This is a genomic window from Streptomyces sp. NPDC090106 (assembly GCF_044747265.1).
Taxonomy (GTDB): Bacteria; Actinomycetota; Actinomycetes; order Streptomycetales; family Streptomycetaceae; genus Streptomyces.
Map to the genome: position 1 here is coordinate 109406 of NZ_JBIVDS010000012.1, position 20203 is coordinate 129608.

At 72.1% G+C, this 20203-nt stretch carries 19 protein-coding genes; 7 read left to right on the top strand and 12 right to left on the bottom strand.

Annotated features, from left to right (window positions below; all coding sequences use genetic code 11):
- Position 1: 1 nt before the first annotated feature.
- Positions 2-502: a MarR family winged helix-turn-helix transcriptional regulator gene (locus ACIPSE_RS33540; RefSeq protein ID WP_401670159.1), complete on the bottom strand. Its 501-nt coding sequence runs from the start codon at positions 500-502 to the stop codon at positions 2-4.
- A 213-nt stretch (positions 503-715) separates the two neighbouring features.
- Here ACIPSE_RS33540 and ACIPSE_RS33545 point away from each other — a divergent pair, with 213 nt between their 5' ends.
- Complete coding sequence (locus tag ACIPSE_RS33545; RefSeq protein ID WP_401670161.1) at positions 716-2146, top strand: DHA2 family efflux MFS transporter permease subunit; 1431 nt, start codon at positions 716-718, stop codon at positions 2144-2146.
- A 198-nt stretch (positions 2147-2344) separates the two neighbouring features.
- On the opposite strand, the gene thpR is transcribed toward ACIPSE_RS33545, so the two are convergent.
- Positions 2345-2941: an RNA 2',3'-cyclic phosphodiesterase gene (thpR, locus tag ACIPSE_RS33550; RefSeq protein WP_401670163.1), complete on the bottom strand. Its 597-nt coding sequence runs from the start codon at positions 2939-2941 to the stop codon at positions 2345-2347.
- Between the two features lie 311 nt (positions 2942-3252).
- On the opposite strand from thpR, the gene ACIPSE_RS33555 reads away from it, so the two are divergent.
- Both ACIPSE_RS33555 and ACIPSE_RS33560 read left to right on the top strand, forming a co-directional pair.
- A complete protein-coding gene (locus tag ACIPSE_RS33555; protein ID WP_401670600.1) occupies positions 3253-3780 on the top strand; it encodes a fluoride efflux transporter FluC in 528 nt (175 codons plus the stop codon).
- Positions 3777-4151, top strand: a complete 375-nt coding sequence (locus ACIPSE_RS33560) for a fluoride efflux transporter FluC (protein ID WP_401670166.1) — start codon at positions 3777-3779, stop codon at positions 4149-4151. Before ACIPSE_RS33555 ends, ACIPSE_RS33560 begins: the two co-directional genes overlap by 4 nt.
- 44 nt (positions 4152-4195) lie before the next feature.
- On the opposite strand, the gene ACIPSE_RS33565 is transcribed toward ACIPSE_RS33560, so the two are convergent.
- The 10 genes from ACIPSE_RS33565 to ACIPSE_RS33610 form a co-directional block, all read right to left on the bottom strand.
- The gene (locus ACIPSE_RS33565; protein WP_401670169.1) at positions 4196-5626 is read right to left on the bottom strand and encodes an SMI1/KNR4 family protein; all 1431 of its coding nucleotides are present in this window, start codon (positions 5624-5626) and stop codon (positions 4196-4198) included.
- Positions 5627-5876: 250 nt separating this feature from the next.
- Positions 5877-6728, bottom strand: a complete 852-nt coding sequence (locus ACIPSE_RS33570; RefSeq protein WP_401670172.1) for an LppX_LprAFG lipoprotein — start codon at positions 6726-6728, stop codon at positions 5877-5879.
- Positions 6729-7022: 294 nt separating this feature from the next.
- Entirely contained in the window at positions 7023-7535 is a 513-nt protein-coding gene (locus tag ACIPSE_RS33575) for a RidA family protein (protein WP_401670175.1), read from the bottom strand.
- Positions 7532-8548, bottom strand: a complete 1017-nt coding sequence (locus tag ACIPSE_RS33580) for a phosphotriesterase (protein ID WP_401670178.1) — start codon at positions 8546-8548, stop codon at positions 7532-7534. The genes ACIPSE_RS33575 and ACIPSE_RS33580 overlap by 4 nt, the downstream gene beginning before the upstream one ends.
- A gap of 33 nt (positions 8549-8581) precedes the next feature.
- The gene (locus ACIPSE_RS33585; RefSeq protein ID WP_401670180.1) at positions 8582-9601 is read right to left on the bottom strand and encodes a hypothetical protein; all 1020 of its coding nucleotides are present in this window, start codon (positions 9599-9601) and stop codon (positions 8582-8584) included.
- 28 nt (positions 9602-9629) lie between these two features.
- Positions 9630-10277: a cysteine hydrolase family protein gene (locus tag ACIPSE_RS33590; protein WP_401670183.1), complete on the bottom strand. Its 648-nt coding sequence runs from the start codon at positions 10275-10277 to the stop codon at positions 9630-9632.
- A 73-nt stretch (positions 10278-10350) separates the two neighbouring features.
- Positions 10351-11346: an ABC transporter permease gene (locus ACIPSE_RS33595; RefSeq protein WP_401670186.1), complete on the bottom strand. Its 996-nt coding sequence runs from the start codon at positions 11344-11346 to the stop codon at positions 10351-10353.
- 49 nt (positions 11347-11395) lie between these two features.
- The gene (locus ACIPSE_RS33600) at positions 11396-12259 is read right to left on the bottom strand and encodes an ABC transporter permease (RefSeq protein WP_401670188.1); all 864 of its coding nucleotides are present in this window, start codon (positions 12257-12259) and stop codon (positions 11396-11398) included.
- A 64-nt stretch (positions 12260-12323) separates the two neighbouring features.
- Positions 12324-14135 (bottom strand): ATP-binding cassette domain-containing protein, encoded by a 1812-nt coding sequence (locus ACIPSE_RS33605; RefSeq protein ID WP_401670191.1) that lies wholly within the window; start codon positions 14133-14135, stop codon positions 12324-12326.
- Between the two features lie 58 nt (positions 14136-14193).
- Positions 14194-15810 carry an ABC transporter substrate-binding protein gene (locus tag ACIPSE_RS33610; RefSeq protein WP_401670193.1) on the bottom strand — a complete coding sequence of 539 codons (1617 nt, stop codon included), beginning with the start codon at positions 15808-15810 and terminating at the stop codon, positions 14194-14196.
- 257 nt (positions 15811-16067) lie between these two features.
- Here ACIPSE_RS33610 and ACIPSE_RS33615 point away from each other — a divergent pair, with 257 nt between their 5' ends.
- The 4 genes from ACIPSE_RS33615 to ACIPSE_RS33630 all read left to right on the top strand — a co-directional run bounded on the left by ACIPSE_RS33615 (position 16068) and on the right by ACIPSE_RS33630 (position 20153).
- Positions 16068-17408: an amidohydrolase family protein gene (locus ACIPSE_RS33615; RefSeq protein ID WP_401670194.1), complete on the top strand. Its 1341-nt coding sequence runs from the start codon at positions 16068-16070 to the stop codon at positions 17406-17408.
- Positions 17405-18160, top strand: a complete 756-nt coding sequence (locus ACIPSE_RS33620) for a TetR/AcrR family transcriptional regulator (RefSeq protein WP_401670196.1) — start codon at positions 17405-17407, stop codon at positions 18158-18160. The genes ACIPSE_RS33615 and ACIPSE_RS33620 overlap by 4 nt, the downstream gene beginning before the upstream one ends.
- A 132-nt stretch (positions 18161-18292) precedes the next feature.
- Complete coding sequence (locus tag ACIPSE_RS33625) at positions 18293-19594, top strand: NtaA/DmoA family FMN-dependent monooxygenase (RefSeq protein ID WP_401670198.1); 1302 nt, start codon at positions 18293-18295, stop codon at positions 19592-19594.
- A 115-nt stretch (positions 19595-19709) separates the two neighbouring features.
- Entirely contained in the window at positions 19710-20153 is a 444-nt protein-coding gene (locus ACIPSE_RS33630; protein WP_401670201.1) for a GNAT family N-acetyltransferase, read from the top strand.
- Positions 20154-20203: the final 50 nt, after the last annotated feature.

The following is a 20203-nucleotide window of genomic DNA, read 5'->3' on the forward strand; positions in this document are numbered from 1 at the left end:
GTCAACGACCGTCGACGGCGGCGGAGTCACCCCCGTCGACCCTCTGAGCCTGCGGGTGCTTCGGGGCGGCGGAGACCGTGTCGCGGATGCGGGCCAGCAGAGCGCGCAGTGCGGTGCGGTCCTCGGCGGTGAGCCCGCTCGTGGCGATGGCGAGTGCCTCCCGGTCCAGGTCCTCGGCCTCCTGGTGGCAGGTGACGCCGGCGTCGGTCAGGGCGAGCAGATGGGCGCGCCGGTCGGTGGGGTGGGGGAGCCGGACCACCAGGCCGTCCCGCTCCAGGGCGTCCACCAGCGCGGTGGCGGTGCGCGCGGCGATGCCGAGCATGTCGCTGAGGTCGCGCATCCGCATCGGCTCGGCGGCATGGGCGAGGAACCGCAGGGCGCGGAGCCGGGCGACGGTCGTGCCCTTCTCGGCCAGCCTGCCGTCGACGTAGGTCCGCAGCTTGTGGGTGGTGGCGAACATCTCGTCGACCAATGGGTCGCTGCTGCCCGGTACGTTCCTCACCCTGGCGCTCCTGTCCTCGTCGACATGCCTTCGCGCACCGCGGACGTCGTGGGTCGCGGGTCTTTTCCTACCGCAATCGGCACCGGCTGTTCGCACGGCGGGGGTCCGTGGCGCGGTGCCAGGACCCGGGCCCGTCGGATCCGGTCCCCGGTTTCCTGCGGCCCCCATTCTCCCGATTATGGTGAGAGTACTCAAACTGAGTATGCTCAGCATGTGTCCGTACGTCTCGACCAGCGCATCGTCGTCCCCATCGTCTGCGTGGTCACCGCCTTCATGTCCATCGTGGACGGAGCCGGAACCACCGTCGCCCTGCCCTCCATCGGCCGCGACTTCGGGCTGGCCACGGCCGGTCTCGACGCCGTCGTGGTCGTCTATCCCGTCTGTGTCGGTCTCGCCGTCCCCGTCTCGGCGTGGCTCGGCGACCGCTTCGGCGGGCGCGGCACGGTCCTCGTCTCGTTCGCCGTGTTCACCATCGCGTCCGGCCTGTGCGGCGCCGCCGGATCGCTCGGCGAACTGATCCTCTGGCGCGCCCTCCAGGGGCTGGCCGCCGGCATCCTGCTGCCGGTGACCGCCGCCCTGCTCTACCGCACCTTCAGCCTGTCCGAGCAGGTCAAGGTCTCCCGCTACATGATCATCCCGCAGCAGGTGGCACCCGCCCTGGCCCCCATGGGGGCCGGCTGGCTCGTCGACCACATGTCGTGGCGCTGGGTGTTCTACGCCAACCTCCCCATCGGCGCCGCCGTCCTCGTCTTCGGCCTGCTCTTCCTCGACCGGCACCGGGACCACGTCCCCGGCCGTCTCGACGTACCCGGCCTGGTCCTCACCGCGTTCGGTACCGGCGGACTGATGCTCGGCATCAGCGAGGGCGCGGAGATGGGCTGGGACAGCCCGGTCGTCCTGGCCGGACTCATCGGCGGCACGGTGCTGCTCGCGGCGGCCGTCACCGTCGAACTCCGGGTGCCCGAACCCGCCCTGAAGGTCCGGCTCTTCACCGACCGGCTGTTCCGCGACACCAACATCACGGCCTTCCTCGGCTTCGTCGGGTTCATGGGAGCGATGTTCATGGGCCCGCTCTTCCTCCAGGAGGGCCTCGGGCTGAGCGCCTGGGAGTCGGGGTCCAGCACCTTCGCCGAGGCGCTCGGCGTGCTGCTCACCGTCCAGCTCGTCGGACCGCTCTACGCACGGGTCGGCCCGCGCCGTATCGCCGGCTGCGGACTGCTGGGCGTCGCCCTGGTGCTGGTCGCCTTCTCCCGGCTGGACGCGGACTCCTCGCTGTGGGCGTTCCGCGGGCTCATGTTCCTGCTCGGCGCCGCCATGGGCGGGGTGTTCATGCCCACCACGGTCGCCTCGTTCACCGGCATAGCCAAGGCCGACGTCTCCCACGCCTCGACCCTCAACACCGTGGTGCGCCAGGCCGCGAACGCGGCGGCCCCCGCCGTCGTCACGGTCGTGCTGGCCTCGGCCGCGGCGGTCGGCACGGGCGCCGACGCCCATCCGCCGGTCTCCGCCTTCCAGCAGGCGTACCTGGTGCTCGCGGCTGTCTCCGCGGTCGCCGCGCTCTTCGCCTTCACCATGCCGGACCGGGCGGCCCGGATCGCGGCGTCGGCCAAGTCCGCCCCGCAGCGGGAGACGGTCGAGGCCTGACACGGGCGCCGGGCCGTGAGGCACCGGCGCCGTCCCACCGTCGGGCCTTCGTAGCTGTACGAGGGCCCGACGGGCACCCGGCGGCACGCGGTGCACGCTGGAAGCTGCGGGCAGACGCCCCGCTTCGCGTCCACGTCTCGCGACGCGTAGCCGAGCTGGATCCGCTCCCGGTCGTCATCCGACCAGACCTGCTCAGCCTCAGCTGCTGATCAGGGTCCAGGCGTCGACGTCCTGATAGCGCCGCGGGCCTGCATGGCCCCGTTCCGTGCTGCCCACCAGATGGAGGCGTTCGGTCTGCCACGCGCGCCCGGTGAAGCCGTCGAGGAGGGCGGCTGCCGCTGTGACGGAGGCGGTGTCGTAGCGGCGAGCGCGGGCCAGCGTGAGGTGGGGACGCAGCGGTCGCTCGACGAAGGCGACGCCACAGTCTCCGACCCGTTCCCGTACCGCACCCGCCAGTTCGTGCAGTCGGTCGAGGTCGCCCTCGATGCCGCTCCACAGCACTCGTTCGTCGAAGTGTCCGCCTCCGCGCAGGGCCAGTTCGAGCGGGGGACGGGCAGCCGCCAGGTCGGCGAGGGGCGAACGAAGCCGCTGGACGTCCCGCACCGGCAGCTCGCCCAGGAACGCGAGGGTGATGTGCCAGTCCTCGACGCGGTTCCAGCGCAGGTCGGGATAGGCGGTGTAGGCCGGGCTCAGCTCCCGCTCCAGCTCCTTCTTCGCGTCGTCGGGCGGTGCGAGGGCGACGAACGCGTACTGGGTGGCGGGGGTCTGCGGTGGCTCGGTCACGGACGTCTTCATACCTCATGCGCCGGGAGGGCCGAAGCCTGGCCGTGCCGGACAGCGAGGCTCGTGCGGAGAGGGGACGCCGGCCTCTCTCCCGCCCCGGGTCGCAGGGTGCCCACCCACCAGGGCCACCCATCAGGCCACTGGGCGACACCGGTACGATGACCATGCAGTCACCTCGCACGGGGCGGCTGTACGGCGGTGGGGCCCGCCGTACCCGAACCGCGACCTTGGTCGCCAACGGTCCCTACCTGACCCTTCCGCGCGCCCGCGCGGATTCGTGACGATCAGGTAGGAGCCACCACGTGCACCCCGATCACCACCACGTGCGTGCCGTCGACCGGCAGACCGAGCCTGCCGTCGACCGGCAGACCGAGCCCGCCGCCCCGGAGACGGCCGTCGAGCAGCGTCCGGCCGCACACGCCCCCACCCCGAAGCGTCGCCAGGCCGAGATCCTCGCGGTCATCGCCGCCGGAGGGGTTCTCGGCGCCTGCGTCCGCTACGGCGCCACCCTGATCTGGCCCACCGCACCCACCGCCTTCCCCTGGACGACGCTGTGGACCAACGTCACCGGCTGCGCCGCCATGGGCGTCCTCATGGTCCTGGTCACCGAACGGTTCACCGTCCACCCCCTGACCCGGCCCTTCCTCGGCACCGGCGTTCTGGGCGGCTATACCACCTTCTCCACCGCCACCCTCGACACCCAGCGCCTCCTGGACCACGGCCGTCCCGCCACCGGACTGCTCTACGCGGCCACAACCCTGCTCGCCGCGTGCACCGCGATCTGGGTCACCACCACCCTGACCCGCCTCGCCGTCCTCCCGCGCGCCCATGCGGAGCGGGGGCAGGCGTGAACTGGCTCATGGTCATCACCGGGGCCGTCATCGGTGCTCCGCTGCGCTATCTCACCGACCGCGCCGTCCAGGCCCGCCACGACACCGCCTTTCCCTGGGGAACCTTCAGCGTCAACATCGCCGCCTGCGCCGGTCTGGGCTTCCTCACCGCCGCAGCGACCGCCACCACCGTCCCCGCCGCGCTGCAACACCTGATCGGCCCCGGCCTGTGCGCCACCCTCAGCACCTACTCCACCTTCTCCTTCGAGAGCCTGCGCCTGGTCGAGAACGGTGCGAAGGGCTTCGCCGCCGCCAACGCCCTCATCAGCGTCGTCGCCGGCCTTGGCGCCGCCTACCTCACCACCGTCCTCGCTACCGCCGTACTGGGCTGATCCGCCTTCGCCGTCGGGTACCCGCGGAGGCCCAAGGCGCCAGGTCAGCCGCCGTCCGGTCCGTCGGCTGTCGGCTGCGCCACGGGGCCGAGGTCGCCTTCGAGGACGGTCTGGACGATCTGGGGCCGGTTCCACAGGGCCAGGATCTCGTTGGCGAGGGCCACGATCGGCAGGGGGTCCTGACGGCCCCACACCATGATGGCGGCGGCCGACAGGCTGCGTGGGACGGCTCCGGCGTCCAGCAGGACACGCCAGTCGTGCGGGCCGAGCTCAAGGAACTCCAGCCCGGTGAGCTTGGCGATCTCCAGAGGGTCGGCCAGCGTGCCGGGATAGGCGGACAGGGTACGAAGGCGGGGCAGCCCGGTGACGGGGGCGAGGCTGAGCGGCGCCCCGTCCCACACTCCGACGGACAAGACCTCCAGCCCGGGGTGCGCTGCTGCCTGGATGCTCTTGAGGCTCGCGACGTTGACCCTGGCCACGGCGTGTTCCCGCGCCGCCGGACTGACGCGTTCCGCGGTGCGGCGGCCCAGCACCAGGTCGGTCAGGGAGTCGGCGAGGAGCGAGGCGCCCGTGTCCTCCTCGTGGGAGAGCATGATGACCTGTCCCAGGTGTCCGCGGGGACCGGGGGTCAGATCGACGGCTATGCGGTCTCCGCCGCCGTTGTCGCCGAAGACGATCCAGCCGGGGGAGCCGACGAGTCCCTGCACCATGGCGTCGGGCGGAGTGTCGACCGCCTCCAGGGCGGCGAACTCCCAGCGGCAGTCACGGGAGGCGGCGTCGGCGACGGACAGACCTTCGAGCGGGAGCAGCTCACAGCCCACCGCCGCGAAGACACGCTCGGCCGCCTCGTAGTCGTCGCCCCAGTCCTCCCACCGCGCCCGCACCACCCGGTAGAGCACCTTGAGCTCGTCCGGCAGCGTGACGCCGAGGCGTGCCTGAGCCGCATCGATCTCCTCCTCCGTCGCGCCGATGGCGTCCGGCAACCGCTCGCGCAGCGTCCGGTCGAGCAGTGCCGGGTCCGCCGAGGGTGACGGGACCGCCGTGGGCACGGGATCCGGCAGACGGCGCCACGGCTCGGGAACGGAACCCTCGATCAGAAGGAGAGCCCCCGGATACGGGGTGCCGATGCCGGGCTCCACGGCCGGACTGGGACCGAGCAGTCGCAGCGAGGTCCGCCCGGTCGGTTGGATCTCGGCCGTGAAGGAGACGTCGTCGACCCCTGCGGCAGCGAGGGCGTTCTGCACACGTGTGACCGCGTCGACCTCCTCCTGCATGTCCTCCACCTGAGCGGCCCGTCCCGGCGGCGGCCTCCGTCGCGTCAGTGCCAGACTCCAGCCACCGCGACCGATACTCCCAGTCACACGTACCGGCGAGGCCGCAGGCCTGTGCTGTTGCTCGGCCAGCAGGAGCCGCAGCACGGGCTCCCAGGTGGCGAAGTCGGATATCCCTGCCTCAACAGGCCTCTGATCAACCATGCGCAGACGGTACGGGCAAGCACTGACATCCGAAGCCGCCGGGCTCGAGGCAGCCCTCAAGTAGCCCGCCCGTGCGCCCCGTTGCTCTTGTGCGGTAGTCGCCGGCGCCGTACGGGGCTATCGCCGCGGACGAGACGCCCATGCCCACCACCGTGACGCCCCGCTGTGGTGGGCGGCTCCTTACGTTGGCGGCCTGAGCAGATGTTCCGGTAGTTCAGGTCATCAGCGTCGCGCGGAGCGGCGGTGCGTCTCAGCCCTGACGTGCGTCCCCGAGGAATGTCGTGTCGTTCCGGGCGGGTGGCTTGATGGTCAGGGCCTGGTCAATGGAGTGGAAGGTGATGGTCAGGTCGAGCGGGCCGCCGGCGCCGGCGGGGACCGTGTTCGGGGCGTGTTCGCCTCGCAGGCGGTACTGCTTGAGGTGACCGCTGTCGTCGATCCACATGTCCGTCGTGAGCGTGCCGGTGACCCACAGCCCTACGAGCTGGTCGAGGCGGTCGCCCTCGACGGCGTCGGACACCACGGTTCCCGAGTAGCGGGTGGTGCTGGTGCCGTCGACCGTGGCCGTCCCTGTCCGCCGCAGGTCCTTCGACGCTGTCAGCAGAGTGGATTGCGTGATGGGGTTCATGGACAGTTCGCTGGGCAGCAGACCGAACGACCGGTTCTCCACGGCGCCGCGTCCCCACACTCCCGGGGCGGCGCTCGTCCAGCGCTTGCTGCTGTTCTGCCCCCGACGCGATGTGCCGTTCTTGACATACATGATGTCCTTGATGAACCGGAACTCCGTGGGACCCCGCCATGCGGTGCCACGCTCGGCGGTCACCTCCATGCTCATGGCCCAAGGCTGGGTGGTCATGGCGACTTCCGCGTCGACGTGCCCTGTGAGCACGACGGTGCCAGTGAGGCCATAGCGCAGCGAGGTCACGTCCTGCATGCTTTTGACAGCCTGTGCCGCTGCCGCGGCAGGCGATTTCTCGGCCGCCGCACCGACCTCAGGGGAGGCTGCCCGGGGCGTGGCGCCTTCGGAGCAGGCCGCAGCAGTCGCGGCGAGCAACATCGCCGCGCACACGAGACGTGACATTCCCGGCGGCAGCACGCCGCGCACCCCACCACTCACAAGTCCCCCCCCACAGGACGAAAGATCCAGAATCCGGCCGCAAGGGAACTCTCTCGTCGAAGGCGGGTTCCTCGGGCTGCGGAGCGTATGGTCACCTGAACCAAACACGCTGGTCAAGTGCGTTTCTACTGCCGCTGGTTACTTGTAGGCCCTGGCCGCATCGAGTGCGCGGGCGATGAAGGTCCAGTCACCGCCTGCCGGAAGCCCCTTGTCGATGTTCCGATAGAAGCCCGGGGAATCGTGCACCCATGCAGCGAGGGCCCCAGGAACGCGGCGAGTGTGTCACTCGGCGTCGTCCGTCTCCGCTGTCAGCCACAGTTCGAGGCAGTTGCGGCGGGCCAGTTGCATCACTCCGATCGTGGCGCGGCCTCCTGTGCCGGCGTCGGGGCCGAACACGTCGGTGAGGAGGTCGGTGGCGCCGGAGGCGACCTGGTGGACCTCGTCGAAGTCGGCGGTGCAGACGACGAAGCACAGTGCGCGGACCATGGAGGTGACGCGGTCGAGGGAGCCGAGGGCCAGCCGGATGCCTCCCAGAGCGTTGACCGCGGCGGCGCGGGCGGCTTCCCGGCCCTGCTCGATCGTGAGGTCGTGGCCGAGCCGGCCGGGGTGGAGGACGGTGCCGCTCCGGTCCTCCGGGGTGAACCCGCTGAGGAAGAGCAGGCGTCCGGTGCGGTGGAAGGCCTTGACGGTGCCGTAGCGGCCCCCGTAGGGAGGGTCGCGGTAGTCGGGGATCTGAAGGCCGAGCCGGGCCGCCCGGGTCTCGGCGCTCTCGTCGTACGTCCGCGGGGGGTTCATGGGCGGTCCAGGAGTCGGCGTGGGGTGGTGACGAGGACGCGGTGGACGGCCTCGGCGCCGACCCGGCGTTCCAGGGCGGGGGCGATGCGGCGGAAGAGGTGTTCGTAGCCGAAGCCTCCGTTGTGCAGGAGGTGTGTCTGCGTCCACACGTCGCAGCCGATCACGAGCTGGTCGGTGTGGCCCTCGGAGAGCAGCCACTCGGCCATGTCGAGTCGTTCGTGGTCGGCGGGCGAGCGCAGGTCGGGGCTGCCGTAGAAGAAGTCGGTGCCGAACGTGTCGTACTCCAGGACCGCGCCGGTCTGCGCGGCGTCGCGGTGGTAGGAGCGGTCGAGGACCTCGTCCATGTGGCTGAGCACGATCCGGTCGGCCGGCATGCCCTGGGCGAGCAGCAGGTCGACCAGCGCGAGGGCGTCCTGGCCACGGAACGAGACATGCACGTTGACGGTGCATCCGCGCGCGGCGGCAGCCTGTCCCGCGGCTTCCACCACGCGCAGTTCCGCCGTGGTGGGCGGGTGGCCGGTGCCCAGCTCGCCGATCAGGGCCGGTCGGATGCCGGTGCCGTCGATGCCGTCGTCCAGCTCGGCGAGCAGCCGTTCGGTGAGGGTGTCGGTGTCCGCGGTGCGGATGCTGTCGGGGTGGGTGGCCTCGACGTACCAGCCGGTGCCGACGCAGACGGCGACGCCGGTGCGACGGGACAGCGCGGGCAGTTCGGCGAGGCGTCGGCCCATGCCGTGCAGGGTCAGTTCCACGACGGCGGCTCCACCGGCGGCGTGCAGCGCGGTGAGTTCGGCCGCCGCGACCTCGGGGTCGTGCAGGACGAGGTTGTCGGGCACGGACAGGGCGTTCCAGCGCAGCCTCGCCATGTCGTGCGGGCGGAGGGGGCCGGTGAGCCGGGGCTCGTCGGGCGGTGCGGGCCTGGCCCACAGCCTGAGGTCGCTGAGGAGGTGCTCGTGCATGGAGGTCGGACCGAGTGTGCCGGCGTCGATCGGACCCAGCACCGTGTGCAGGGGCATGGGGATACGTGTCCTCGGGGGTCGGGAGGTGTGTCAGGCCCTGCTGCCGGGGCGGTCCAGCAGGCGGCGGGGGTTCTCCGTGAGGAGGGTGTCCAGCACGGACTGGGGCAGCCCTCGTCCGCGGAGGGCCGGGACGATCCGGCGCAGCAGGTGGTCGTAGCCCATGCCGCCCCAGCGGCGCAGCTGGGTCTTGGTCCACACCGAGCAGCCGAGGACCATGCGGTCGGCGAAGCCCTCGGCGAGGAACTCCGCGCAGGCGTCGAGGCGTTCGGCGTCCGTGGGGTCCTTGTAGCCGTCCCGGTAGTAGGCCTCGTTGCCGAAGCACCACTCCAACGTGGTTCCCGCGTCGGCGAGTTCACGCAGATAGGGCTTGTCGATGAACTCGTCGACGTTGGAGAGGATGACGCGTTCGGGCGGGAGCCCGGCTGCCGTGAGCAGTGCGAGCACGTCCGGGCCGAGGCGCGCGCCCGGGTCGAGGCGGACGGCGACCGCGGCACCGCAACGGGCCGCGGCCCGGGCCGCCGCGCGCAGGACGCGGCGCTCGGCGGGTTCCAGGGGCGCGCTGGTGCCGATGAGACCGAGGAGCCCGGCCCGGTGGTCCGTGCCGGGGATGTGGTCGGTCAACGCCGTGTGGAACAGGTCCTCCAGCCCGCGCTCGTCCAGGGCGCGCAGCCACGCGGGGTGGGAGCGGGCCAGATAGGCGCCGTATCCCGTCACGACGTGCAGGCCCGACGCCCGGGAGAGCGCGGGGAGTTCGCGGGGCCGGGGTCCGAGTCCGAACGTGGTGAGGTCCACCACGCAGGACTGGCCCAGCGCGACCGCGGGCGCGAGTTCCGCGGCCGTGACCGCCGGGTCGTCGAGGACGAGGTTGTCCTCCAGCGCGAGCAGGTTCCAGTGCAGGAAGCCCAGGTTCTCGATGCTCACCCGGGTGTCGTCGGGCAGCGGTTCGCGCGGCGGGCGGTGCAGGACGCGGGCGTCGGACAGGAGATGCTCGTGCATGGACGTCGGGCCGAGGGCGTGGGCGTCCACCGGGCCGAGGACGGTCTCGATCACGTCGGCCTCCCGGTGCGGTCGCGCTCGCTCATGCCGTGCGGCCCGCGAGGTGGGTGCGATCGGCGCGCTCGACCTCGGGGTTGGGCTCGACGGTGTCCAACCAGCGCAGTACGTCCCGCTGTTCGACGAGGGCGTCCCGCTGGAGGTAGTGGATGGCGCGCAGTGCCGCCTCGTGGGCCTCCCTGCTGGACCCGCCGACGCAGTCGGTGACCACGCGCACCCGGTAGTCGTGCTGGTGGGCGTCGACGGCGGTGTAGTGGACGCACACGTCGGTGAGTCCGCCGATCAGGATGAGGGTCTCGGCGCGGTAGGCCTTGAGCACGATCTCCAACTCGGTTCCGAAGAAGGCGGAGTAGCGGCGCTTGCGGATCAGGAATTCGTCGGGGCGCGGCTGAAGTCCCTTGGACAGTTCGGTCTCCGGCCAGCCCTCGATGCAGTGCGGGCCTTCCGCGCCGTCGAGCTCGCGCCCGATGTCGACGAGGTTCGGCTTGTGGACCTCCTGGATCCAGACGACCGGGATGCCTTGCTCACGGGTGCGCTCGATCAGCTCGTGCACCCTCGGCATGCGTTCGCCGCGGCCGTCCATGTGGGGTATCTCGGTGCGGGCGGCGGACGGTTCGACGTCGCCGCCCTGGATGTCGACGACGATCAGGACGGTGTTGCCGACTGTGTTCATGCGCGTGGTTCCTCTCGTGCGGGCAGGCCGGGACACGGCCCGCCCCAGGTGGGTGGGTGTGGGGAGGGAAGCCTCAGGTCAGGGCGAGGCGCCGGTCGGCGAGGACCTGGAGGGCGTCGACGACGGTGTTGAGGACGACGTAGACGATGCCCAGCAGCAGTGCGACGCCGGTGATCCCCGGAAGGTCGGCGGCGGCCACGGAGGCGTCCAGGTAGGAGCCGATCCCGGGCCAGCCGAAGATCTTCTCGACCACGACGAGACCGGCGAGCAGCGCGCCCGCCTGGATGCCGACCATGGACAGGGCGGGCCCGAGCGAGTTGCGTGCGGCGTGCCGCAGCAGCACCGCGCGTTCGGTGAGGCCGGCCGCACGGGCGGTCCGGGCGTGGTCGGCCTCCAGGTTGGCGGTGAGTCCGTCGACCAGGACCCGGCCGATGGCGACGGCGGGTGAGATCGCGGCGCACAGAGCGGGCAGCGCGAGGTGGGTGACGGCGTCGCCGAACACCTCGGGCCGTCCGGCCAGGAGGCTGTCGACGAGCAGGAACCCGGTCGGGCCGGTCGGCGCGTCCCGGTACGCGGTGCGTCCGCCGGCCGGGAGCCAGCCGAGCCGGCCGTAGAAGACGAGTACGGCGACCATGCCGAGCAGGAAGGTCGGGGCGGCGGCGCCCGAGAACAGGACCGCGCGCAGGAGCCCGGCGCCGCGTGCGCCGATCGCGGACACGTAGGCGAAGAGGGCGCCCAGCAGTACGGCCAGGAACAGCACGCACGCGGCGAGTTCGAGGCTCGCGGGCAGCACGGAGGCGAGGTCGGAGGCGACCGGTGTGCGGGTGCGCAGGGAGTTCTGGAGGTCGCCGTGCAGCAGGCCGGTCAGATAGTGCAGATAGCGGGAGGGTAGGGGATCGTCGAGTCCGAGCCGGGCGCGGGCGGCGTCGAGTGCGGCCTGAGAGGCGTTGGCGCCGACATAGGCCTTGGCGGGATCGGTGCCGGAGACCTGCTGAAGGGTGAACAGGGCGACGGTCAGGGCGATGAGCACGCCGAGCATCGCCGCGATGCGGCGCAGCGCGAAGGTCACGGGTTCGGTCCTCTCGGGTGCGGGTGCGAAACGGGCGTGGGCGTCGCGATCACCGGCGGCGCAGCAGGTCGCGTACGGCGTCACCGGCGTAGTTGGCGACCAGGGCGAGCAGCATCACCGCGACGCCGGGCGCGATCGGCACCCACCAGGAGGTCAGCAGGTACGGCATGCCCTGGGCGGCCATCGCGCCCAGCTCGGGGGCGGGGGCGGGGGAGCTGAGGCCGACGAAGGACAGCGCGGACAGGGCGACGACGAGTGCGCCGACGTCCAGGCTGGCGGCGACGACGATCGTGGAGCGGACGCCGGGCAGCAGGTGGCGCACGACGCGCCGGCCCCAGGGGGCACCGGCGAGCCGGGCCGCCTCCAGGTGCGGGCGCGCCGCCCAGGCGCGGATCTCCCCGCGGACGAGACGGGCGTACATCGGCCACCACACGACCGCGATCCCGATGAGCGCGCTGTGGTAGCTCGCGCCGAGCGAGGCGGCGACGGCCATCGCGATGACGAGTCCGGGCAGGGCCAGGAACAGGTCGGTCACCCGCATCAGCAGCGAGTCCGCCCAGCCGGGCAGGGCACCGGCGAGGACACCGACGAGTCCGCCGAGGAGAACCCCCGACGCGATGACGACGGCCGCCGCGAACAGACTGGCGCGCATCCCGTACAGCACCCGGGCCAGCAGGTCGTAGCCGAGGGCGTCGGTGCCGAGCGGATGGCCGGGGCTGCCGGGGGACAGGAAGGCGTCGCCGCTGCGCAGGACAGCGCTGTGCGGGCTGATCAGCGGTGCGAGCAGGGCCAGCGCCACGAGCAGACCGAGTGCTCCCAGCGCGATGCGGGCACCGGCCGGGGGAGGGGACCGTCGCGCGGCCGGGGCGACGGTGCGCCGGCGGACGCCGGTCAGCTGGCCGAGGGCGGTCATCGGGGACCTCCGGTCATCGGGGGCGGGCAGTGGCGGGTTCGGAGCGCGATGAGGGTGTCGTCGGTCATCCGGGATCGCTCCCCGTCGCACCTGCCGTCAGGCGCCGGCGCGGGCTCGGCACGGCGTCCAGAAGGGCGCGGGTGCGCGCGTCGGCGGGCTCGGCGCACACGCGCTCCGTGGGACCGGCCTCGACGACGCGGCCCGCGTGCATCACGGCGATCCGGTCGGCGACCAGACGCGCCGCGGCCAGGTCGTGCGTGACGAACAGGACGGACATGCCCAGTTCCCTGCGGAGCCGCCCGAGGAGGTCGAGCACGGTGGCGGCGAGCGTCACGTCCAGGGCGGACGTCGGCTCGTCGCAGAGCAGGACGCGGGGCGGGACGACGACCGCGCGGGCGATGGCCGCGCGCTGCCGCTGCCCGCCGGAGAGCTCGTCGCCCCGGGCGTCCGCGGTGTCGGCGGGCAGGCCCACGGTGGCGAGCACGTCGGTCACCGCGGCCCGGCGCCTGTCACGCCCCAGCGCCCCGGCGGCCAGCGCCAGCCGTTCCTCCAGCATCTCGCCGACGGTGAGCCAGGGGGTGAGGGAGGACCCCGCGTCCTGGAAGACCATCTGCGGGGTGCCGCCGGCCACCGACACCTCGCCGGAGGTGGCGCGTTCGAGGCCGGCGACGATGCGCAGCAGGGTGGACTTGCCGCAGCCGCTCTCGCCCACCAGGGCCACCGCCTCGCCCTGTGCGATGTCGAGGTCGACACCGCGTAGGGCGTGCGTCTCACGGCGGGCCCAGGGCGGTCCGGAGCGGAACACCCGGGCGGTGGCGCGCAGTCGTACGGCGAGGTCGTCGCCGATGACCGGTGCGGGCCAGCGTGCGGGCAGGTCCCGGTCGGCGGCCGGGGCCCGGCCCGAGGTCAGCACGCCGTCGGCGTCCACGGCCCGGCCCCGTCCGCCCCCGGCCAGTTCGACGACGGAGGGCGCGGGGGTGTCCTGCGGTTCGCCGGGGGCGCCGGCGCGCCGGGTCAGCGGCCGGTCCCTGGGGGTGTCCAGGTCGATGCGGGAGGCGAGCAGCCTGCGGGTGTAGGGGTGCCGGGGGTCGTCGAGGACCTGCTCGGTGGTGCCGTGCTCGACGAGGATTCCCCGGCGCATGACGGCGATCCGGTCGCTGATCCGCGCGGCCACACCCAGGTCGTGGGTGACGAAGACCATGGCGCAGCCGATGTCGTCGCGCAGGGCCAGGAGCAGGTCGAGGATCTGGGCCTGGACGGTGACGTCGAGTGCCGTGGTGGGTTCGTCGGCGATGAGCAGGGACGGGGTGCGGGCGATGGCCAGCGCGATCATCACGCGTTGGCGCAGCCCGCCGGAGAGCTGGTGCGGAAACGCCTTGAGGCGCTGTTCGGGGTCGGGTATGCCGACGGCCGTGAGCAGCCGGACGCGTTCGGCCCGGTCGGGCTGGACCTCGCCGAGCTGGGCGCCGACGGTCATGGTGGGGTCGAGCGAGGTCATCGGGTCCTGGAAGACGGCGCCGACGTGCCCGCGGCGCACCCGGCGCCGCGTCTCGTCGTCGGCGGTGAGCATGTCGGTGCCGTCGAGCAGGACCGTTCCGTGGGCGTGGGGCCGTGAGCGGCGGGGGAGCAGTCCCATGGCGGCGAGTCCCAGCACGCTCTTGCCGGAGCCGGACTCGCCGACCATGGCGACGATCTCCCCGGGGCGCACGTCCAGGCTGACGCCGCGTACGGCGTGGACGGGCTGTCCGCCTCGGGACAGGTGCACATGAAGGTCCCGCACGCGGAGCACGGGTCCGGGTCCGTCGGCGCCCGAAGCGGCGGTGACGTCCGAGCCGGTGGCGGCGGCCGTGACGTCCGAGCCGGTGGTGGCGGCCATGGCGTCCACCCCTTCCGTCCTTTCCGGCTTCTCCGGTGCCGTCCGGTGAGCCGCCATGTCAGGAACGGCCCAGGGCGGCGAAGTGGAGGACGTTGTACTCCAGGAGGTTCTGCGCGTCCCGGGTGCCGGTGATGCCGGGGACGGTGAGCAGGGTGGTGTTGAGGGAGCCGATGGAGAACCAGTAGCGGGAGTCGATCACCGAGCGGGCGACGGCGGTGTAGGCGGAGGTGCCGGTGGTGGTCAGGGCGTGGTCGAGGTCGGTCGTCAGACCGTCGACCTCGGCGCCGAAGAGGTCCAGGCCGCCCTTGGGGGTGTAGATGATGCGGGCCCAGGAGTCGGGGTGGCCGGCGTCCGGGAAGACGCCGAAGACGGCGAGGTCGGGGGCGGCGTCGAGGTCGTCGGTGAGCTTGTAGATGGAGCCCGCGGCGTAGGCGACGGCTTCGGCCTTGAGGCCGGCGCTGTTCATCCGGGAGGCGAGTTCCTCGGCGACGGCCTTGCCGTCGGAGCTGCTGGCCGGATAACCGATGCGCACCGTACGGCCCTTGGCGGGTGCGGTGCGGGCGAGGCCGGCGAGCGCGGTGTCGTCGTAGGTGATGCCCTGGTCGTCGGCGGAGGGGTCGAGCATGCTCTGGGGGAAGAGCTGGGCGGTGGGTTCCTCCAGGCTGCCCATCGCGGCGGACAGGATGCCCTTGGTGTCGATGCCCGAGAAGAGCCGCTCGCGCTGCGCCGCGGTCGTGAACGCCTTGGACCGCGGGTTCACATAGACCATCTGTGTGGTCATGTTGGGGAACGTGCTGGTCGTGACGGTCTTGCTGCCGGTGTAGGACTCGAAGGCGGACTTGTTGAGGTTGCCGAGGATGGCGTCGATCTCCCCCCGTTCCAGCTCCAGTTGGGCGGCGGAGGCGTTCTGCGAGATCTCCAGGTCCACGGTGGTGAAGCCGGGCTCGGATCCCCAGTAGTCCTCGTACGCGGTCAGTTCGTAGCTGGTGCCGGTCTTGGCCGCGGTCAGTTCGTAGGGGCCGGTGCCGGCGTCATGGGTGGTGAGCCAGGTCTGCGCGTGGTCCTTGCCCGCGTGGGCCTTGAGGGCCGTGGGGCTGATGAGCTTGAGGCCGAAGGGCGAGGCGAGGTAGTCGAGGAAGGCGGAGTCGCGGGACTTCAGGGTCAGTACCGCGGTGTGCTCGTCGGGCGTGGTGACCTTGCTGACGCCGGCGGTCATGTAGGCGGGGCCGCCGTCGACGGCCGCCCGGCGTGCGACGGCGGCGGCGACCGCGGCCGAGGTGAGCGGGGTCCCGTCGTGGAAGGTGACGCCGTCGCGCAGGGTGAAGGTGTAGGTGAGGCCGTCCTTCGAGACTTTCCAGGAGGACGCGAGGGAGGGGACGATCTTGGCGGTCTCGCTGCCGTCCTGGTACTTGACGAGGCCCTCGTAGGTGTTCTGGACGATGTTCAGACCGGGCCCGTCGTAGTTGACGTCGGGGTCCGGCGGGGTGGTGTAGGTCTGCACGACGGCCGCGGTGAACACGTCCGTCCCGCCGGCCGCGCCGGTCGCGGCGGCCGAACAGCCGGTGAGCGTCAGGCCGGTGGCCACCAGGGCGGCCAGGCCGGCCTGGGCGGTGCGGCGGGGTGCGGTGGGGAGGTTCCGGCCCGTCGGGGCGGCGGTCATGGCGCTGGTTCGCATCAGGACCCTCTCGGTGAGGAGATCCGGCGGACGGGCCGCACGGAGAGATCGGGGATTCCTGTCAGTGACCGAAAACTAGGCCTCGATCGGCCGGAAAGGGTTTCCCCGGCATTGCCCGGCGTTGCCGGACGGTAAATTCTGTCGCTGATAGAAATCGTGGCGGACGGTTGGTAGCGTGACGGCACCCGACGCCCAACCCCCCGTGCCCTCGGCGCGCCTTCGCGATCGGGCCCCATCGGACCGTGGAGAGGACCCAGGTGTCGCACGACGCACAGCAGACCGCTCCCGCACTGCTGCTCAGGAACGCGACCGTCGTCGACGGCGCGGTGAACCGACCGGAACCCGCGCAGGACGTTCTCGTCGCGGACGGCCGCATCCAGGCCGTGGCCCCCACCGGAACACTGCCCCTGCCCGAGGTGGCCGGGCCGCAGCGGCTGCGGGTGCTGGACTGCACCGGACACACCGTGCTGCCGGGCTTCTTCGACTGCCATGTGCACGTGAGCACCTGCCCGGACGCAGACCGGTTCGACACCCTGCTGGCTCCGGAGAGCCTGCTGACGCTCCGCTCCGTGCCCGTGCTCGCCTCGACGCTCGACGCGGGCATCACCACCGCCCGGGATCTGGCGGGCGCGGACTCCGGCTTCCGCACCGCCCTCGAAGCCGGCCATGTGCGCGGCCCGGCGCTCCAGATCGCGATCCGCATCCTCAGCATCACCGGCGGGCACGGCGACTGGCGGACCGTCAGAGGCACCCCGCTCGACTCCGGTCCCGGCGCGGGCGCCGTGGCCGACTCGCCCGCCGGATTCGTCCGCGCCACCCGCGAGGTCGTCCGCGAGGGCGCCGACTGGATCAAGGTGGCGGCCACCGGAGGCATGTCGAGCCCGCGCAGCGCACCCGAGGCGGGCGGCCTGACGGAGGCCGAACTGCGCGCGGTCGTCCAGGAAGCCGAACGCCAGGGCGCCGTGGGCGTCGCCGCACACGCCCAGGGTGCCGCCGGCATCGCGGCCGCGGTGCGCGCCGGTGTGCGCAGCGTCGAACACGGCTACCTGGTCGACGACGCGACACTCCAGGAGATGGGCGAACGCGGCACGTACCTCGTACCCACGCTGTCGACACTCACCCGGCCCGCGGCCGAGGGCCCGCCCCACGACAAGGAACGACGCCACCGCATCCGCGAGACAGCGCTGGAACGGCTCTCGGCCGCCCTCACCAGCGGCGTCCCCGTCGCCCTGGGCACCGACGCCGGCATCGCCCCGCACGGGCGCAACCTGCGCGAACTCGCCCTGATGGTACGCCTGGGCCTCTCCCCGGCCGCCGCCATCGCCGCCGGCACCTCGGTCGCCGCCCGCATGTGCCGACTCGACGGCGAAGTGGGCACGGTCCGCGCCGGGATGCGCGCCGACCTCGTCGTCACCGACGTGGACCCGCTCACCGACATCGAGGCACTCGGTGACCCCCGTACGATCAGGACGGTGATCCGGGCCGGGCGGATCGCCACACACAGGGACGCGTCCACACACACGGACGAGTCCACACACACGGACGAGTCCACACACACGGACGCGTCCACGCGAACCGGACGGGAGACGGCGGCATGACACACGACGTCCCACGGACGGAGGCCGAACCCGTCCCGCCGCAGCCCCGCGAGGGCAGACCCGGCAGACCCCGCTCCGCGCCCAAGAAGCACAACGGGCTGAGCACCCGCGAGGAGATCCTCAGGGCCGCCTCACGGCTGTTCGGCGAACAGGGCTACGCCAAGACGACCACACGGCAGATCGCCGACCTCGTCGGGATCAAACAGTCCACGATGTACTACCACTTCGCCGACAAGCGGGCCCTGCTCGCCTCCCTGCTCTCCAGCACCGTCACCCCCGCCCTGGAGTGCGCGGGATGGTTGCGGGAACAGGACCTCGACCCCACCGTGCGGCTGTGCGCGCTGGTCGCCTTCGACCTGGAGACGCTCCTGAAGGACCGGCACAACCTCCATGTCGTCTACCACCTCCCGGAGTTGGAGGAGGACGACTTCGCCTCCACCCGCTCCGCCCAGACCACCCTGCGGGACGTCTACCGGGAGTTCGGCCACGCGGCCCTCACCTCGATGCACCCGCCCCGGGAGGCGGAGCAACTGGCCGAGGACCTCGACCTGTTGTTCGCCCTCGTCGAGGCATCGGTGTCCCAGCGGCACTGGGGCGGCGAGCAGAACCGGGCCCGGTACGCCCAGTCCGCCCTGCGCGGCTCGCTGAGACTGCTCGGCGTCCCCGGCCACCGCATCCCGCAGACCGTGGCCCGCGCCGAACAGGCCCTGACCGCCTACCGGCCCACCCCGGGGCCGCCGGGTCCTCGCTGAACGGCCCCGGCCGACCGGCCGTACCGCTTCACACACCTGACAAACAACTGCAACGCCCACCAGGAATGTTCGTTCTCGCCTCACACGCTGACCCAGTGAGATGCCGTCAGCGGGCGCGAGAGAGGAATACGTGTGAGCGTGCAGCAGCCCAGGACGTTGAGGACGGTCACGGGGGCCGGTGGTACCTCGGAGACCTACGATCTGGCGATCGACCCGACACGGTCCACCCTCGACACGGCCGTGCGCGTCGCACGGTCGGCGGAGGCCGCGCGGATCGACGCGCTCTTCACGGCGGACCTCCTGCGGTTCGACGCCCAGGGACCCATCGGTTCGCAGGAACCCCTGGTCTTCGTGTCCGCGCTGAGCCAGGTCACCTCACGCATCGGGCTGATCGCCACTGTCTCCACCACCTTCCACCACCCCTTCAACCTGGCCCGGCTGTTCGGCACGCTCGACCACGTGAGCAACGGGCGCTCCGCCTGGAACCTGGTGACCTCGGCGACGGGGGAGGAGAACTTCGGTTCCGGGGAACTTCCGCCGCCCGAGGAGCGGTACGCCCGCGCGGCCGAGGCCCTCGACGTCGTCAATGCCCTGTGGGACAGCTGGGAGGACGGCGCTCTCGTCGCCGACGCCGACGGGCGGGCGGTGCTCGACCGGACCAAGGTGCGGCCCATCCGGCACTCCGGCCGCTTCTTCTCCGTGGCGGGCCCCCTCAACATCCCGCCGCTGCCACAGGGGCGCCCGGTGCAGATACAGGCCGGGCAGTCCGAGCAGGGCATCGCCCTCGGCGCCCGCTACGCCGAGATCGTCTTCACCTCCCTGCCGACCCTGGACCACGCGCTCCGGTTCACCCGGAAGATCCGCAGCCAAGCCGAACTGCTGGGGCGCGCACCGGGGTTGCCGCTGATCTTCAGCTCCCTGCACGCCACGTTCGGCGCCGACGAGGCCGAGGCGCGACGGCTGCTGCGCGAGCGGCGTGAGGCGATCGACTTCGAGCGCGGTCGTGCGCAGGTGGCCGACATGCTCGGCGGGGGAGTCGACCTCTCGGAACTCCCGCTCGACGCGAAACTTCCGGACAGCCACATCCCCGAGGTCACGTCGGTGAACCGCCGCAGGGGCCGGGTCGAGATCTTCGCCGCATACGCCCGGCAGGGACGGACGCTGCGGGAACTGATCGTCGCGGCCCAGGACACCGGTCACTGGGCCGTCGTGGGAACGCCCGAACAGGTCGCCGACGCCGTGGAGGAGCGGTTCCGCGCCGGCGCGCTCGACGTGATCTCCCTCCTCGGCCTCGCCGACCCCCGGCAGCACGACTTCGTCGTCAACGGCCTGCTGCACGAGCTGCGACAGAGGAAGATCGTGGCGGCCGACTACACGGGACCCACGCTCCGCGAGAACCTCGGCCTGCCCCTTCCCACCCGGCGCGCCACGTAGAGGGGACCTCCCCGTGGCCGTGCCGCTCCGTGCCGCCGTTCATGGAGACTGGCCCCCAGCCCGTCGGTGAACTCCAGGGGGCCGACCTCCCACCGCGGACGACACACGATCGGAAGTGACCAAAGTGAACGACCCGTACGAGCTGCGTGCCGGTGTGCCCTCCGTCGACGTCTTCCGCCGCCTGCGCACCGACGCCGGCCTCTCCGACAAGAGCCCCGAAGCGGTCGCGCTCGCCCTGCCCAACACCTGGCACGGTGTGCTGCTCCTCCACGACGGGCAGCCCATCGGCATGGGACGGATCGTCGGGGACGGCGGCACCGCCTTCCAGATCGTCGACATGTGCGTCCACCCCGCCCACCAGGGCCGCGGCCTCGGCAGACGCATCATGGCGGCGCTCACCGAGGAACTGGAACGCCGCGCGCCCGCCACCGCCTACGTCTCCCTGATCGCCGACGGCCCCGCCCGCCACCTCTACGAGAAGTTCGGCTTCGCGGACACCGCCGACCACGACTCCATCGGCATGTACCGCGTCATCGGCACACCCTTCGGAACCCGCTGACCTCCGACGCGGCCCGGCCCGCGGCCCCGTGGCGGGCGAGGTGAACTCCC